Here is a 14,828-nt window from a genome sequence, read left to right as displayed (position 1 = left end):
TCATTGTTGTCGATATCGACGATATTCAAGTTATAAGCCCAATATCATACACAGAATTGGGCTTTCTCGTATACATTATTCACACTTAGTCGCACTGCCATTTAGCGGTGGGACGGGTTTTCCAATACGTTCGTAGAATTCGTGTACAAACTCTTCAAAACGCGAGTCTTCAATAGACTGACGAATTTCAGCCATCAAACGCTGATAATAACGCAAGTTGTGGATAGTGTTCAGCCTTGCACCTAAAATTTCGTTACAACGATCAAGATGATGTAAATAAGCACGGCTATAATTTTTACAGGTATAGCAGTCACAATGTTCATCAAGCGTTGATGTGTCAGAGCGATGTTTCGCATTACGAATTTTAATCACACCATCAGTTACAAACAGATGACCATTTCGTGCATTTCGTGTTGGCATAACACAGTCAAACATATCAATACCACGACGAACACCTTCAACTAAATCTTCTGGTTTACCGACACCCATTAAATAACGCGGTTTATTCGCAGGAATTTGAGGGCAGACATGCTCTAAAATACGATGCATATCTTCTTTAGGTTCACCGACCGCAAGGCCGCCGACAGCGTAACCGTCAAAACCAATTTCGACTAGTCCTTTTACGGAGATATCGCGTAAATCTTCGTAAACACCGCCTTGAATAATACCGAATAATGAATTTTTGTTATTAAGTTCATCAAAGCGCGCACGACTACGTTTAGCCCAACGTAATGACATCTCCATTGAGTTTTTCGCATAATCCCAATCGGAAGGATATGGCGTACACTCATCAAAAATCATCACAATGTCAGAACCCAAATCATATTGGATTTCCATTGATTTTTCTGGGCTTAAGAAAATCTTTTCACCATTAATAGGGTTACGGAAATGCACACCCTCTTCTTTAATTTTACGCATTGCGCCTAAACTAAAGACTTGGAAGCCGCCTGAGTCCGTTAAAATAGGGCCTTGCCATTGCATAAAATCATGTAAATCACCATGTAACTTCATGATTTCTTGACCCGGGCGTAACCATAGGTGGAAAGTGTTGCCTAAAAGAATTTGTGCACCTGTTGCTTTTACTTCTTCAGGAGTCATTCCTTTTACTGTGCCGTAAGTACCCACTGGCATAAATGCAGGTGTTTCAACAACACCTCGTTCAAAAATAAGGCGACCGCGGCGAGCATTACCGTCGGTTTTGTCTAATTCGTATTTCACTAATCCTCCAAGCATCAGAAAAACAGTCCAATGCGCAATAAAAAACAGCACATTCTAATCATTTGTTAGACGGCTGTATATGTTACTTCAACAAAAACCCGTGCTTAGTCAAAGGGATTAAGCAATAAAATTGAAATAACAATTCATAAAATGAAGAAAAACGTTAAAAAGAATAATAAATCTTTATTCTTGTCCTACTTTTTCATTGATAGCTAAAGGATTACAAGTAATAAACATCGCATCACCATAACTGAAAAAACGATACTCTTGCTCAACCGCTTCTTTATAGGCATTCATGGTATTTTTATACCCAGCAAAAGCAGAAACCAGCATGATTAAAGTCGATTCAGGCAAATGGAAATTCGTAATCAATGCATCAATAATTTGATATTGATAACCCGGATAAATAAAGATTTGGGTATCATCGAAGAAAGGTGCTATTAACGCATCTTTTGTTGCCTTAGCCGCACTTTCTAACGAACGAACAGAGGTTGTCCCCACAGCGATCACTCGATTACCACGCGCTTTACACGCTAATACAGCATCAACCACTTCTTGTGGTACTTCTGCGTATTCAGAATGCATTGTGTGTTCTTCGATATTATCAACACGCACTGGTTGGAAAGTTCCCGCCCCTACATGCAGTGTGACAAACGCCATCTCAACACCTTTTTCTTTTAAGGCTTGAAGTAATGGTTCATCAAAGTGTAATCCCGCAGTAGGTGCTGCAACAGCGCCTGGACGCTCATTATAAACCGTTTGATAAAGCTCTTTGTCGGATTCTTCATCCGGACGATCAATATAAGGAGGCAAAGGCATATGCCCAATACTATTAAGAATAGTTAGAACATCTCTTTCATCATCAAAGCGAATTTCAAAAAGTGTATCATGACGTGCAACCATAGTTGCTTGTACACTTTCATCTTCACCTAGCACAAGCGCAGCGCCTTCTTTCGGTGATTTGGAGGCTCTAACATGAGCAAGGACGCGATGTTCATCAAGCATACGCTCAACTAGTACTTCGATTTTACCACCTGACGCTTTACGTCCATAAATACGCGCAGGGATCACCCGCGTATTATTAAAAACCAGTAGATCACCGGCATTTATTTTATCTAACACATCGGTAAAAATACCGTGTGATAAAGCACCAGTCTCACCTTCTAAAGAGAGCAAACGACAACCACTGCGTTGAGGTTGTGGATAGTGAGCAATCAAGGCTTCTGGCAATTCAAATGTAAAGTCTGATACACGCATAATTAAACGACTACTTTCATAAAAAACAGGCGGACTAGTCTAGTGCTGCCAGCTTATCAGTGCAAGAAAGAAGCCCTTTTTTATTCAAAAAGCGCTATGATGATGTGATGAATTATCTTGCTCACTTACATCTGGCCTTTAGGGCAAAAAGCTCTCTATTAGGCAATATGATGGCAGATTACGTTAAAGGCGCACCTAGCTCTGATTACAGCCAAGCTGTTATTGAGGGCATTCGCATGCATAGACGCATTGATGTGCTTACAGACACTCACCCATTAGTCAAGCAAGCTCGCCTTTTATTTCCTGATGAATATCGCCGAGTTTCACCAATTACCTTAGATGTTTTTTGGGATCATTTTCTTTCTTTAAATTGGTTGAAATTTGAACCAGATTTACCGTTGATTGAATTTGTTACCAAGACCCGAAATATTATTGAACCTGATTTATGGCAAACACCAGAAAAATTCCAAGAGCTTAATGAGTATCTATGGTCACAATCTTGGTTAATTCGTTATGCTGACAAGGCATATATTGCTCAAACATTGAAAGGAATGGCAAGAAGAAGACCACGATTAAGTGCACTAGCTGGCTCTTATATTGTTCTTGAAACCCACTATGACGAACTAAGTGAAATTTTTTGGCAGTTTTATCCACAATTGCTAGAAAGAGCACAACATCACCAACTTGATGACTGATACATTTAACTACCATATTGAGTTTCATCTTTTTGTCATATTGTAGAATTACATTTGATATATCAAAGAGATGCTAAGTCAATTTATCATGTTATTCGTAACGATTTGTTAACAAGCATAGTATTCATTTCCAAAGTTGATTAGAATGAATCGTTATACAAGGAGTCATAAATAATCCTACTTTATTGTATTAAGTTGATAGTTATAATCTATCAAATAGATTGTTCTGTTTAACTTTATCAATAGCGATTGATTATTTATGCTGTATGCATCATTTAAAAACAGGGTATACCCCTTGAATTTACTCTAAATAGTTCGAGGTGTAGCTAGGCGACAAGTGAATGAGTCTCTAGGAGCATACAATAGTATGTGACTAGTGCGAATGAACGCAGTCAACAACGCTACAACTTGAAATATGACGAATAAAAACAGGGTACACATCCTGAATTTACTCTAAATAGTTCGAGGTGTAGCTAGGCGACAAGTGAATAAGTCGCTAGGAGCATACAATAGTATGTGACTAGTGCGAATGAACGCAGTCAACAACGCTACAACTTGAAATATGACGAGTACAAACTCTTTCAATCTACAGGAGTACATTATGGTTCTGGTTACTCGCAAAGCCCCTGATTTCACAGCTGCTGCCGTTTTAGGTAATGGCGAAATCGTTAATGATTTCAACCTGCATTCATTTATCAAAGGCAAACCTGCCGTTATTTTCTTCTGGCCAATGGATTTCACTTTTGTTTGCCCTTCAGAGCTGATTGCATTTGATCACCGTTTTGAAGAATTCAAAAAACGTGGCGTTGAAATCATCGGTGTTTCTATGGACTCTGAATTCGTTCATAACGCATGGCGTAAAACCCCAATTGATGATGGCGGTATTGGTGAAGTTAAATACCCAATGGTTGCTGATATCAAACATGACATCATCAAAGCTTACGGCATCGAACACCCAGAAGCAGGCGTTGCTCTGCGCGGTTCATTCCTGATTGACAAAGAAGGTGTTGTTCGTCACCAAGTCGTTAACGATCTACCACTTGGTCGTAATATCGATGAAATGATCCGTATGGTTGACGCACTGCAATTCCACGAAGAACACGGCGAAGTTTGCCCTGCACAGTGGGAAAAAGGTCAAGAAGGTATGGGCGCATCTCCAGACGGCGTTGCTAAATACCTGAAAGCAAACTCTGGCAAACTGTAATATTCCAGTAAGCTACTATTTTTCTAAAAGCCTGTGAAAACAGGCTTTTTTTATTTATTCAGCACTTATCTATTTATTTCTTATCAACTCTATTTATTACTGCAATTAGTTATACTCAAGCTTATTGTTTACCTGCTTAAAGATAGTTTTGTGATCATCACATCAAAAAAAATTCTCATCACCAATAACCTCTCTCTATACTTATTGTTACGCAATTGTTAATTCGTATTAATAACAGCGTAAAACTCTATATTTGTATTTATTAAATATAACTCCCTGTTATAAATGGAGATAATAATGATTACTATAAAAAAGACTCACCTGCTGTTACTCACCGCCCTTTTTTCACATTCACTTTATGCTGCCTATGAACCCGCGGTTGAAGCACAACATGGTATGGTTGTCTCTTCTCAACATTTAGCATCACAAGTCGGGAATGATATTTTACAAAAAGGGGGGAATGCGATTGATGCCGCCGTTGCAGTTGGTTATGCGCAAGCTGTCGTAAATGCCTGCTGCGGTAATATTGGTGGCGGTGGTTTTATGACAATACACCTTGCTGATGGCACAAATACCTTTATTAATTTCAGGGAAACCGCGCCTGCCGCAGCGTCTAAAAATATGTATTTAGATAAAGAAGGTAACTTAATTAAAGGTGCCAGTTTATATGGCTATCTCGCTTCAGGTGTACCTGGTACGGTAAAAGGGCTTGATGCTGCATTAGAAAAATACGGCACCCTTTCACGCCAAGAAGTGATGGCACCTGCGATTAAACTTGCAAGAGAAGGCTATATTTTAACGCGTGCTGATACCGATGTATTAGAAACAACAACAGAGCGCTTTAAACAAGATCCTGAATCGGCAAAAATTTTCTTAAAACCAGATAGAACACCATGGCAACCTGGTGATCGCTTAATTCAGACTGACTTAGCCAATACGCTTGAGCTTATTGCAGAGCAAGGTGCAGAGGCTTTTTATCAAGGTGAAATTCCTAAAAAAGTAGAAGAAGCCTCAAAACAGCATAAGGGAATGCTAACTAAAGATGATTTCGCAAACTTCACTATCACCGAGACCAAACCTATCACCTGTACTTATCGGGGTTATGAATTTATTTCTGCACCACCACCCAGCTCAGGCGGAGTCACTATCTGCCAAACATTGAATATTTTGGAAGGCTATGATCTTAAATCGATGGGCTTTAATTCAGCTGAATATGTTCATACACTAACGGAAGCAATGCGTCATGCTTATATGGACAGAAACACTTTTCTTGGCGATCCTCAATTTATTAATAATCCAACAGAAAAGTTACTCAGTAAAACTTATGCCACTGAAATTCGCCAACAAATAAAACCCAATAAAGCTACTCCATCAGTAAATGTACAACCTGGTATTGCACCTCATGAAAGCCCTGAAACAACACACTACTCAGTTATAGATAAAAATGGTAACGCAGTTTCAACCACTTATACTATAAATGGTCGTTTCGGTGCCGTTGTTATTGCGCCTGGAACAGGTTTTTTCCTCAATAATGAAATGGATGATTTTACAACCAAAGTTGGCGAGAAAAATCTCTATGGCTTAGTACAAGGTGAACGTAATAGCATTGCCCCATTAAAACGCCCATTATCATCAATGAGCCCAACCATTGTAACGAAAGAAGGCAAACCCTTCTTAATATTAGGATCACCGGGAGGCTCACGAATTATCTCAATCACCTTACAAACAGCACTTAATATCATTGAGTTTGGTATGCCACCGCAAGAAGCCGTTAATAGCCCTCGCATTCATCATCAATGGCTACCTGATGAGGTTTATTATGAACAACGAGGGTTATCAAAAGACACGTTAGAAAAACTTTCTACCATGGGATATAAAATGGTAGAACAAACCCCGTGGGGAGCTGCTGAATTGATTATGGTTGGACTCCCCGGAGAAGAAGGCGTGATCCCAACTTCATCAGGCAATGATTCTGCTGTTTCTGGAGCAGTGCGTGAAGGTTATATTTATGGATCAAATGATGTGCGCCGCCCTGCTGGTAAAGCTGTGGGTTACTAACCATAAAACCAAATGATAAAACAAACAAAAGAAACCTTCTCTTAATTAGTGAACTGCACCCCAAAAGTTGGACACCAACTTTGGGGTGTTTTTCTATTATAAAAATGATCTAGTCATGGTTTTACAATTTATTCATATTTACAGCTATTAATAATAATCAAAACTCATATTTCATTTAATCGATAATTAATATCGAATATCAATTTGATATTAAAATAATAACATCAAATAAAATACAAGAACAAATCACCTTTAATTTAGTTTCAATAATAGAATATATATAAATAGTAGTTATTCTCTTTCGTAATTACAGATAAAAATAATAATCATTTAATTAAATAAATTAAATAACACGAATTGTTTTTATTTCTATGATAGTAATCACAGAATAAATTTTTTAATAACCACACTATCAGAAAGGATAATAAAAATACGTAAAAAAAATGATATAACACATTGTAAATACAAATATTTAACATTTTCTTACAACGTGTTTTTTAATCATAAAAAGAGTTGAAATCTATAATCTATCTGCTAACGATATCGTTATTATATTTTTTATATAACGATAAGACAAGCGGGTAAATAAAGAATTTATCATCACAACTTATTTCTTAATAAAATTAGTTAAGCGGAGATAAATATTAATGTCTGATACACATCATCGTCCAATATTAGATATTGGGCTATCAAGACTAGAGTTTCTGCGAATATCCGGTAAAGGGCTTGCAGGGATCACGATAGCACCCGCATTGCTTTCTCTTTTAGGTTGTAAGCAAGAAGAAATAGACAGCGGAATAATTCAATTAACCACAACACCTAAAGGCGTTTTAGTCACAAATAGAGCGCGTTGCACAGGATGCCACCGCTGCGAAACAGCATGTACAACATGGAATGATGGAAGCGTTGGATCATTCTTCTCACGTACCAAAATCCATCGTCACTTTTATTTTGGTGATAAAGGTATTGGCTCCGGTGGTGGACTTTATGGCGATTTAAACTTTACAACGGATACATGCCGCCAATGTAAAGATCCTGAATGTATGAAGGTCTGCCCAGTCAAAGCTATCCGTTATCAAGAAGAGTTCGGCTGTATTGTCGTTGATACACGTCGTTGTATTGGTTGTGCCGCCTGTACAACAGCTTGTCCGTGGATGATGGCAACCGTCAACCCACAAACTAAAAAATCCGGCAAATGCAATTTATGTGGTGAGTGTGCATCAGCGTGCCCAACAGGTGCTCTGCAAATCATTGAATGGAAAGAAATTACTGTTTAATAAATCCAGACAATCACATCACTGAACCACATTTAGATTAGGAAGCAATATTATGACTAACGGCTGGACTGGAAATATTCTAAGAATCAATTTAACTACCGGTGCCATCACTCGTGAAAGCTCAAGCAAGTATAAATTCTTGATTGGTGGTATGGGCTTTGGCTACAAAATCATGTACGAAGAGGTTGCTCCCGGCGTTAAACCTTTTGATGAAGAAAACAAAGTTGTTTTTGCAGTAGGTCCTTTAACTGGATCTGGCGCACCTTGTAGCTCTCGCGTCAATATCACCTCTCTTTCCACCTTTACTCGTGGCAACCTCGTTGTTGACGCTCATATGGGTGGGTTTTTCGCAGCATGGATGAAGTTTGCAGGCTATGACTCTCTGATTATTGAAGGTAAATCAGATAAACCTGTTTGGATCCATATCGATGATGACCAAGTTTCTATTGAAGATGCCTCTTTCTTATGGGGTAAAGGCGTTCGTCAAACCACAGAAGAGCTGTGCGCACAAACTAGCCCTGAAGCCTGTGTTGCCGCAATTGGTCCTGCGGGTGAAAACTTAGTCCCGTTATCTGGCATTATTAATAGCCGTAATCACAGTGGTGGTGCGGGTGTTGGTGCAGTGTTAGGCGCAAAAAAATTAAAAGCGATTGTTGTCGAAGGTAGCCGAGGCGTTAACGTTGCAGATCGTAAAGCGTTAAAAGAACTTAACGACTACATGATGACGCAATTAATTGGTTCTAATAATAACCACGTTGTACCAAGCACACCACAATCATGGGCTGAATATTCTCATCCAGGTTCTCGCTGGACTGCACGCAAAGGACTTTTCTGGGGTGCGGCTGAAGGCGGACCTATCGAAACGGGTGAAATTCCTCCTGGTGATATCAATACCGTTGGTTTTAGAACCATGAAATCCACCTTTGACCTTGGTCCTGAAGCTGAAGAATACACGGTCAAAATGGGAGGTTGCCACTCTTGCCCTATTCGTTGTATGGCGCAGCTTAATGTTCCACAAGCGAAAAAATTTGGTGTACCGCAAACTGGGGGTAATACCTGCGTTGCAAACTTTGTTCACACCACCATTTTCCCTAATGGCCCTAAAGATGTTGAGAAAAAAGGGGATGGCAACGTTGTTGGTAATCTTGTTGGTCTGAATATTTTTGATGATATGGGATTATGGTGTAACTACGGTCAACTCCATCGTGACTTCACTTATTGTTATACCCACGGCGTCTTTAAACGTGTGCTTTCTGAAGAAGAATATAACGATATTCCTTGGGATAAACTGGAAGAAGGTAACCCAGAATTTATCAAAGATTTCTATTACCGTTTAGCGCATCGTAAAGGTGAATTTAGCCACCTTGCCGATGGATCTTACCTGATGGCTCAGCGTTGGAATTTAGGTGAAGAGTATTGGGGTAACAAGAAAAATAAACTTTGGTCACCAATGGGCTTCCCAATTCACCACGCCAATGAAGCCTCTGCACAAGTTGGTTCTATCGTTAACTGTATGTTTAACCGCGACGCGATGACACATACCCATATCAACTATATCGGTAGTGGTTTACCGCTGAAATTGCAAAAAGAGATTGCAGGTGAGCTATTTGGCTCTGGTGATGCTTTTGATGAAACCAAAAACTACACACCAATTAATAAAGCAAAAATTGCTTATACCAAATGGACTCTCTTACGTAGTTGCTTACACGATGCCGTCACTTTATGTAACTGGGTGTGGCCGATGACGGTTTCCCCTCATAAGAGCCGTAACTATCGTGGTGATCTTGAAATGGAAGCCAAATTCTTCACGGCGATCACAGGTGAACCAACCACATCTAAAGATTTGGATTTAGCCTCAGAGCGTATCTTCACCTTACACCGTGCTTATACCGTTAAATTAATGAACACTATGGATATGCGCAATGAGCATGACCAAATCTGTTCATGGGTATTTGATAAAGATCCTGATATTCCTGTCTTTACTGAAGGTACAGACAAAATGGACAGAGAAGATATGCAGCTTTCTCTCACCATGTTCTATGAAGAAATGGGCTGGGACCCTAAATTAGGTTGCCCAACAAAAGAAACTTTAGTTCGCCTTGGATTACAAGATGTTGCAGATGATTTAGCGTCTCGTGGTTTATTACCAAGTTAATAGGTAAAAGAAGGAGATCATGATGATAGAACAAAGTGCATCGGCTTCTATACCACAAGATATCGCTGATGATGCAGATATTGCTTTAGAGCAACCTGATATTTCTCGTCGCCGTTGGTTACTGCCACTATCAGAAACCGGTGTTGGACGTAGTGCTAACACCTCAACGGATATCGTAGAAGAACCCGTTGCAGAGATAGCAGAATTATCTGCCGAACAACATCTAGCGAATGCGATACGTCAATGTTCAAAAGAAGGTGAACTATTAGCAATTTCAACGCTGTATGATGCGCCCTATTCTCTAACAGAAGAAGATATTGCGCAGTTAGAAACCGCGTTAAAGAGCGACGAGTTTATTGATATCGCCCATTTAAGTCTCAATGGCGAGGATTATTTCTACTCAGATGAATTTATGTCAGATAACTTCGCACAACTGCAATTACTAAACCGCTATGCGGATATTTGTACAGCAATTGCAGGTGTGGTTCGTTTTGAATGTGAAACCTATCCTCGACCATTGAAACAAAGCATGTTGATGTCTGAACCTTTTCAGTACACGGCTTCAGAGATTGAAGATGCACTGACACTGATGAAAACTCACCCTGATTTTCAGGATATTCAGCAAGTTTTAGCGTCCAACGATGCCCCTTATCTCTTTAGCAATACGTTAATGAGTTACGGCAAAGCACGAGGCTTAACTGAATGGATTGAGGTAGAACAACATGAAAATCCTTAACGTTCTGCCTTATCAACGAAATTCGATGTGGGTATTACAACATCATCAGACTGAGGAGCAAAAATAATGCGTGTTTCTCGCCGTAAATTTGTAGCAGGTATGGGATCGGTCATTTTTTTCAGTGCGCCACTAGGAAGTGCGCTTGCAGCAACTGCAGAAAAAAAACCTATCCGCTATGCCATGATCCACGATGAGACGCTCTGTAATGGCTGTAATATCTGTGCCACTGCATGTCGTCGATTAAATAAAGTACCCAATGGAATGGCTCGAATGGATATTGCTCATATTCCATTAAGCCTCAAAGAAGATAACGATAAATACCATTTTTTTAGACACTCTTGCCAGCAATGTGAAGACGCCCCTTGTATCCCAGTTTGTCCTACGGGTGCATCTTGGCGTGATGAAACCAATGGCATTGTTCGTGTTAATAAAGAGAAATGTATTGGTTGTAGCTATTGTATATCAGCATGCCCATACCAAGTCCGTTATCTTAACCCTGTGACACATGTTGCTGATAAATGTGATTTTTGTCTTGAGTCTCGATTACAAAAAGGTTTCCCACCGATTTGTGTGAGCGCTTGTCCACAAAATGCCTTGTTATTTGGTAGAGAAGACAGCCCTCAAATTCAAGAATGGCTCAAAACACATGATTACTATATCTATCAACTCGATGGCGTAGGAAAACCACATCTCTATCGTCGTGTAGGGCCTCATTCTCAAGAGGAGGGTAAAGTATGAGTGCAGTTAATATCATGCCAAATGCCGAGCAATTTCAAGCCTCACTAAAAGAGTATGTCTTAATCTATACGCCTGACTATTTACCACTTTGGTTAATTGTTGCAGGGGTGCTCTTAGTGGGGATGTTGCTTGTTCTCGCACTGCATGGCTTCTTGCGTTATCGCTTTGCCACACCACACGGTGAGTCTCATAAAGAAGAGAAGCTCTATCTTTACTCTAAAGCAGTGCGTTTGTGGCACTGGAGTAATGCCTCTTTATTTATTCTGTTGCTTCTCAGTGGTGGCATTAACCATTTCGCCCTACTTTCTGCACACGATACGGCATTATTAGTTAGCGTGCATGAAATCTGTGGTTATCTACTATTAGTTTGCTGGTTATCCTTCGTACTGATTAACCTTGTTGGTGGTAATGGCAAGTTTTACCGCATTGATGGCAAAAATTGGTTACAACGCACCTTAATGCAAGTTCGTTTTTACCTCTACGGCATTATCAAAGGCGAAGATCACCCCTTCCCAGCAACACCGAATGTTAAATTTAATCCACTGCAACAAATGGCTTATTTAGGTGTGATGTACGCATTAGTCCCACTCCTTTTGATAACGGGCGTTTTACTGCAAAATCCAGCATTTATTCCTGCTGATGCAGTGATGTTTAAAGCATGGCTATTGATCGCACACCAAGTATTAGCCGTATGTAGTGTCTTTTTTATTCTTGGTCACCTGTATCTGTGTACAACAGGCAGAACCCCGTTCCAAACATTTCGCAGTATGGTTGACGGTTACCACAGACACTAATTGATACATGGATTAAGGAGCTTATATGTCAGTCCCTTCAAAGGAAAATATCACATTAACAAAAGAAGACTTACGACAACTGCATGTTTCAACTTCACTTTATCGTTGGTTTTTACGTTATTTTCCTGATGGAGGCACTTACAGTGCTATCCATAGTGAGTTAATAAAACAGCGCCGTACACAGTGGATAGAGAGTTTTATTCAATATATTTATTTACGTCATTTTAGTGAAGCATCCTTTGCCAAACAGGAACAAGAAGTCATGGAAAACATCTTGTTCCTGCTCGGCAATGAACAACAACAAGGCGTGTCATTACAACGCCTGCCATATCACAATACTTTGCCAACATCTGAAAATATTCAATTTTCTACCGAATGGCATCAATTGATCTTAAAAAGTCAGCAATTAAGTACCGATCTTGCTTTGTGTGGGAGTAATAATATTGTGGCTTTTTCTGGCGATGAAAACAGCATTGCCAACACAGGTTATAGTAATCAATTGATGAATACGGGTTTTGCAGGAAAAGTATGTAATACGGGTAATCAATGTCGTATTGGCAGCTTAGGTGGACGCTCTCGCATTTGTAATAGCGGCAATGATGTCAAAATTTATGCCTCTGGTAATGGTGTTCATATCGCAAACAGTGGCATGCGTAATTTTATTACTGCCTCGCAAGATCGCGCGAAAGTCACTAACACAGGTGATTTAGCACAAATCAACGTAACCGGACAAAACTCTGTCGCGATTAATACTGGTGATAATTGTAAAGTCACGGTATCTGGCGACGACAGTATTTGTATCTCAACAGGTAATCTACATCAATTCTGCTTAGGAAAAGGCGGTAGTGCAGTTATTGCTTATCATGATGGCAATCGCACTCGTTTTAAAATTTTCTATGAAGGTGAAGATGATATTGTTGCTGGAGTTCATTATTATTTAGATGAAAACCAACAGCCTGTGGCAGAAAAACAGTATTCTACAGATAAAAATTAATGAGCAATCTAAGCTAAACTGTTTGCTCTACTCTTAAATCAAATAGATACTATAATGTCCAAAATAGCTATTTTTTGCTATAATTAGACATTATAGTATCTATTTGAGGCTAACAAATGAAACTCACATTACTTACTGATCTCGATGTTAGTCGAGCCTTTGCCTCTCATTTACGAAAGTTGCGTGAAAAAGAAAAATGGTCACGCGAACAACTTGCCGAGCGTAGTACAGTTCCTGCTTCAACTATCAAAAAGTTTGAATTACAAGGTAAAATTTCACTACGCCAGTTACTGTTACTTTGGCAATGCCTTGATGATTTAAATAATCTTTATGCGGTTGTTGATCCTAAGAAAGTGAATAAACCACGTATGCCAAGGACTATTGAAGAGGTATTACAAGATGAGTTTTAAGCCAATCCAAAAGCTAAATGTGACACGGACGTTATCTACAGGTGACTCTGTTTTAATGGGAACATTGGTACAAAACCATAGTGGTGTATTTTTTCAATATGATGCGCATTACCTAACACAATTTGGTAATAGTTCACCTTTTAATCTACAGAATAATACGGATTTACAAATAGCACCTAAAAAACCTCATGGCAATTTGCAAGGGCTTTTCTCAGATAGTTTACCTGATGGATGGGGACGCTTATTGCAAGATAGAATATTCCGCCAACATGGTATACAACCGCATGAAATTACAACGATGGATAGGTTAGCCTTTGTTGGTAATAAAGGTATGGGAGGATTATCTTATTTACCAGTCTCTGACTATCAAATAGATGAACAGTTTGAAGTTGATTTAATTAATTTAGGTTTAGAAGCACAAGCTGTATTTGATGGTCAAACGGAAATTGTTTTATCTGAACTTGCTATTGTTGGTAGCTCCGGCGGAGCTAGACCTAAAGCGTTGCTTTATTTTAAGCAAGGGGATTTTAATCAATGTAAAACGTATGAAGAAGAAGGTGATGAATCATGGCTGATCAAATTTACGTCTAAGAACTTACCTCTTGGCCACGATGAAGGGCTATGTGAAGCGATCTATCTCATCCTAGCAAAAGAGCTAGAGCTCAATCCCCCACAATGGCAACTTATTGATGTTCCTAAAAACAGTGATGGAAAATCTTGGTTAGCGCTAAAACGCTTTGATCGTGTCACAAATAGCTCAGGTAAATCAGGGCGTTTAATCATGCACAGTGCATGCGGATTATTAGATGCTGATTTTAGGCTACCTTCTTTGGATTACGAAGATTTAATCAAAGTAAACCGCGTACTATGCAAATCAGTTTCAGCCGGACAACTCCAGTTTAGACGAGCTATTTTTAATCTATTCGCTTCTAATCAAGATGATCACAGTAAAAACTGGTCATTTCTACAATATGATGATGGGCACTGGGAGCCGGCACCTTTTTATGATGTGACCTATAACCCCAATCCAAGAAATGAGCATATCACTTCATTTGGCGGGTATGGTAAAAAGCCACCATTAAATACAATAAAGCAGCTTGCTGAAATAGCTGGTTTTGAAAGTTGGCAACAAGCACAAGCGTATATTCATCATACCGTTGATGTTATTGCTCGATTCTCATCACTTGCCAAAGAATATGATGTATCAAAATTAGTACAAACAGATATAGAAAAAACACTGGCTGACCGTTTAAAAGAGAACCAGCACTTACTTTAATTCCAACAAAAAGGGA

General features: G+C 39.3%; 13 protein-coding genes. 11 read left to right on the top strand and 2 right to left on the bottom strand.

Features of this window, described 5'->3' with window-relative positions:
* Nucleotides 1-75: 75 nt before the first annotated feature.
* A complete protein-coding gene (gene tgt / locus ABN212_RS01190) occupies nt 76-1,218 on the bottom strand; it encodes a tRNA guanosine(34) transglycosylase Tgt (protein WP_036911729.1) in 1,143 nt (380 codons plus the stop codon).
* 183 nt (nt 1,219-1,401) lie between these two features.
* Nucleotides 1,402-2,475 (bottom strand): tRNA preQ1(34) S-adenosylmethionine ribosyltransferase-isomerase QueA, encoded by a 1,074-nt coding sequence (queA, locus tag ABN212_RS01185; RefSeq protein WP_099074190.1) that lies wholly within the window; start codon nt 2,473-2,475, stop codon nt 1,402-1,404.
* Between the two features lie 107 nt (nt 2,476-2,582).
* On the opposite strand from queA, the gene ABN212_RS01180 reads away from it, so the two are divergent.
* The 11 genes from ABN212_RS01180 (at nt 2,583) to ABN212_RS01130 (ending at nt 14,812) form a co-directional block, all read left to right on the top strand.
* Nucleotides 2,583-3,170, top strand: coding sequence for an ACP phosphodiesterase (locus ABN212_RS01180; RefSeq protein WP_109372071.1), 588 nt, complete (start codon nt 2,583-2,585; stop codon nt 3,168-3,170).
* Nucleotides 3,171-3,771: 601 nt separating this feature from the next.
* Complete coding sequence (locus ABN212_RS01175; protein WP_072069413.1) at nt 3,772-4,374, top strand: peroxiredoxin C; 603 nt, start codon at nt 3,772-3,774, stop codon at nt 4,372-4,374.
* 297 nt (nt 4,375-4,671) lie between these two features.
* Nucleotides 4,672-6,432, top strand: coding sequence for a gamma-glutamyltransferase (gene ggt, locus ABN212_RS01170; protein ID WP_198629922.1), 1,761 nt, complete (start codon nt 4,672-4,674; stop codon nt 6,430-6,432).
* A 647-nt stretch (nt 6,433-7,079) separates the two neighbouring features.
* Entirely contained in the window at nt 7,080-7,709 is a 630-nt protein-coding gene (locus tag ABN212_RS01165) for a ferredoxin-like protein (RefSeq protein ID WP_006535141.1), read from the top strand.
* A gap of 52 nt (nt 7,710-7,761) precedes the next feature.
* Entirely contained in the window at nt 7,762-9,864 is a 2,103-nt protein-coding gene (locus ABN212_RS01160; protein WP_109371762.1) for an aldehyde ferredoxin oxidoreductase, read from the top strand.
* Nucleotides 9,865-9,886: 22 nt separating this feature from the next.
* Nucleotides 9,887-10,600 (top strand): YdhW family putative oxidoreductase system protein, encoded by a 714-nt coding sequence (locus ABN212_RS01155; protein WP_232799373.1) that lies wholly within the window; start codon nt 9,887-9,889, stop codon nt 10,598-10,600.
* Nucleotides 10,601-10,666: 66 nt separating this feature from the next.
* Nucleotides 10,667-11,338, top strand: a complete 672-nt coding sequence (locus ABN212_RS01150; protein WP_109371766.1) for a 4Fe-4S dicluster domain-containing protein — start codon at nt 10,667-10,669, stop codon at nt 11,336-11,338.
* Nucleotides 11,335-12,132 (top strand): thiosulfate reductase cytochrome B subunit, encoded by a 798-nt coding sequence (gene phsC, locus ABN212_RS01145; protein WP_109371768.1) that lies wholly within the window; start codon nt 11,335-11,337, stop codon nt 12,130-12,132. The genes ABN212_RS01150 and phsC overlap by 4 nt, the downstream gene beginning before the upstream one ends.
* 25 nt (nt 12,133-12,157) lie before the next feature.
* Entirely contained in the window at nt 12,158-13,126 is a 969-nt protein-coding gene (ydhT, locus tag ABN212_RS01140; protein ID WP_198619336.1) for a protein YdhT, read from the top strand.
* Nucleotides 13,127-13,242: 116 nt separating this feature from the next.
* Nucleotides 13,243-13,536 (top strand): helix-turn-helix domain-containing protein, encoded by a 294-nt coding sequence (locus ABN212_RS01135; protein ID WP_198619335.1) that lies wholly within the window; start codon nt 13,243-13,245, stop codon nt 13,534-13,536.
* Nucleotides 13,526-14,812, top strand: coding sequence for a type II toxin-antitoxin system HipA family toxin (locus ABN212_RS01130; protein ID WP_198619334.1), 1,287 nt, complete (start codon nt 13,526-13,528; stop codon nt 14,810-14,812). Before ABN212_RS01135 ends, ABN212_RS01130 begins: the two co-directional genes overlap by 11 nt.
* Nucleotides 14,813-14,828 lie beyond the last annotated feature (16 nt).

It is taken from the genome of Proteus genomosp. 6 (assembly GCF_040139785.1).
In the GTDB taxonomy this organism is placed as follows: domain Bacteria; phylum Pseudomonadota; class Gammaproteobacteria; order Enterobacterales; family Enterobacteriaceae; genus Proteus.
The sequence above is the reverse complement of the archived record's forward strand: the minus strand, read 5'-3'. Positions and strand labels throughout refer to the sequence as shown.

Excerpts from the sequence above, each read along its gene's own strand:
- ydhT (WP_198619336.1), top strand. The coding sequence starts at position 12,158 with ATGTCAGTCCCTTCAAAGGAAAATATCACATTAACAAAAGAAGACTTA.
- ABN212_RS01175 (WP_072069413.1), top strand. The coding sequence starts at position 3,772 with ATGGTTCTGGTTACTCGCAAAGCCCCTGATTTCACAGCTGCTGCCGTT.
- ABN212_RS01150 (WP_109371766.1), top strand. The coding sequence starts at position 10,667 with ATGCGTGTTTCTCGCCGTAAATTTGTAGCAGGTATGGGATCGGTCATT.
- ABN212_RS01130 (WP_198619334.1), top strand. The coding sequence starts at position 13,526 with ATGAGTTTTAAGCCAATCCAAAAGCTAAATGTGACACGGACGTTATCT.
- ABN212_RS01160 (WP_109371762.1), top strand. The coding sequence starts at position 7,762 with ATGACTAACGGCTGGACTGGAAATATTCTAAGAATCAATTTAACTACC.
- queA (WP_099074190.1), bottom strand. The coding sequence starts at position 2,475 with ATGCGTGTATCAGACTTTACATTTGAATTGCCAGAAGCCTTGATTGCT.
- ABN212_RS01165 (WP_006535141.1), top strand. The coding sequence starts at position 7,080 with ATGTCTGATACACATCATCGTCCAATATTAGATATTGGGCTATCAAGA.
- ABN212_RS01135 (WP_198619335.1), top strand. The coding sequence starts at position 13,243 with ATGAAACTCACATTACTTACTGATCTCGATGTTAGTCGAGCCTTTGCC.
- phsC (WP_109371768.1), top strand. The coding sequence starts at position 11,335 with ATGAGTGCAGTTAATATCATGCCAAATGCCGAGCAATTTCAAGCCTCA.
- ABN212_RS01155 (WP_232799373.1), top strand. The coding sequence starts at position 9,887 with ATGATAGAACAAAGTGCATCGGCTTCTATACCACAAGATATCGCTGAT.
- ggt (WP_198629922.1), top strand. The coding sequence starts at position 4,672 with ATGATTACTATAAAAAAGACTCACCTGCTGTTACTCACCGCCCTTTTT.
- ABN212_RS01180 (WP_109372071.1), top strand. The coding sequence starts at position 2,583 with ATGAATTATCTTGCTCACTTACATCTGGCCTTTAGGGCAAAAAGCTCT.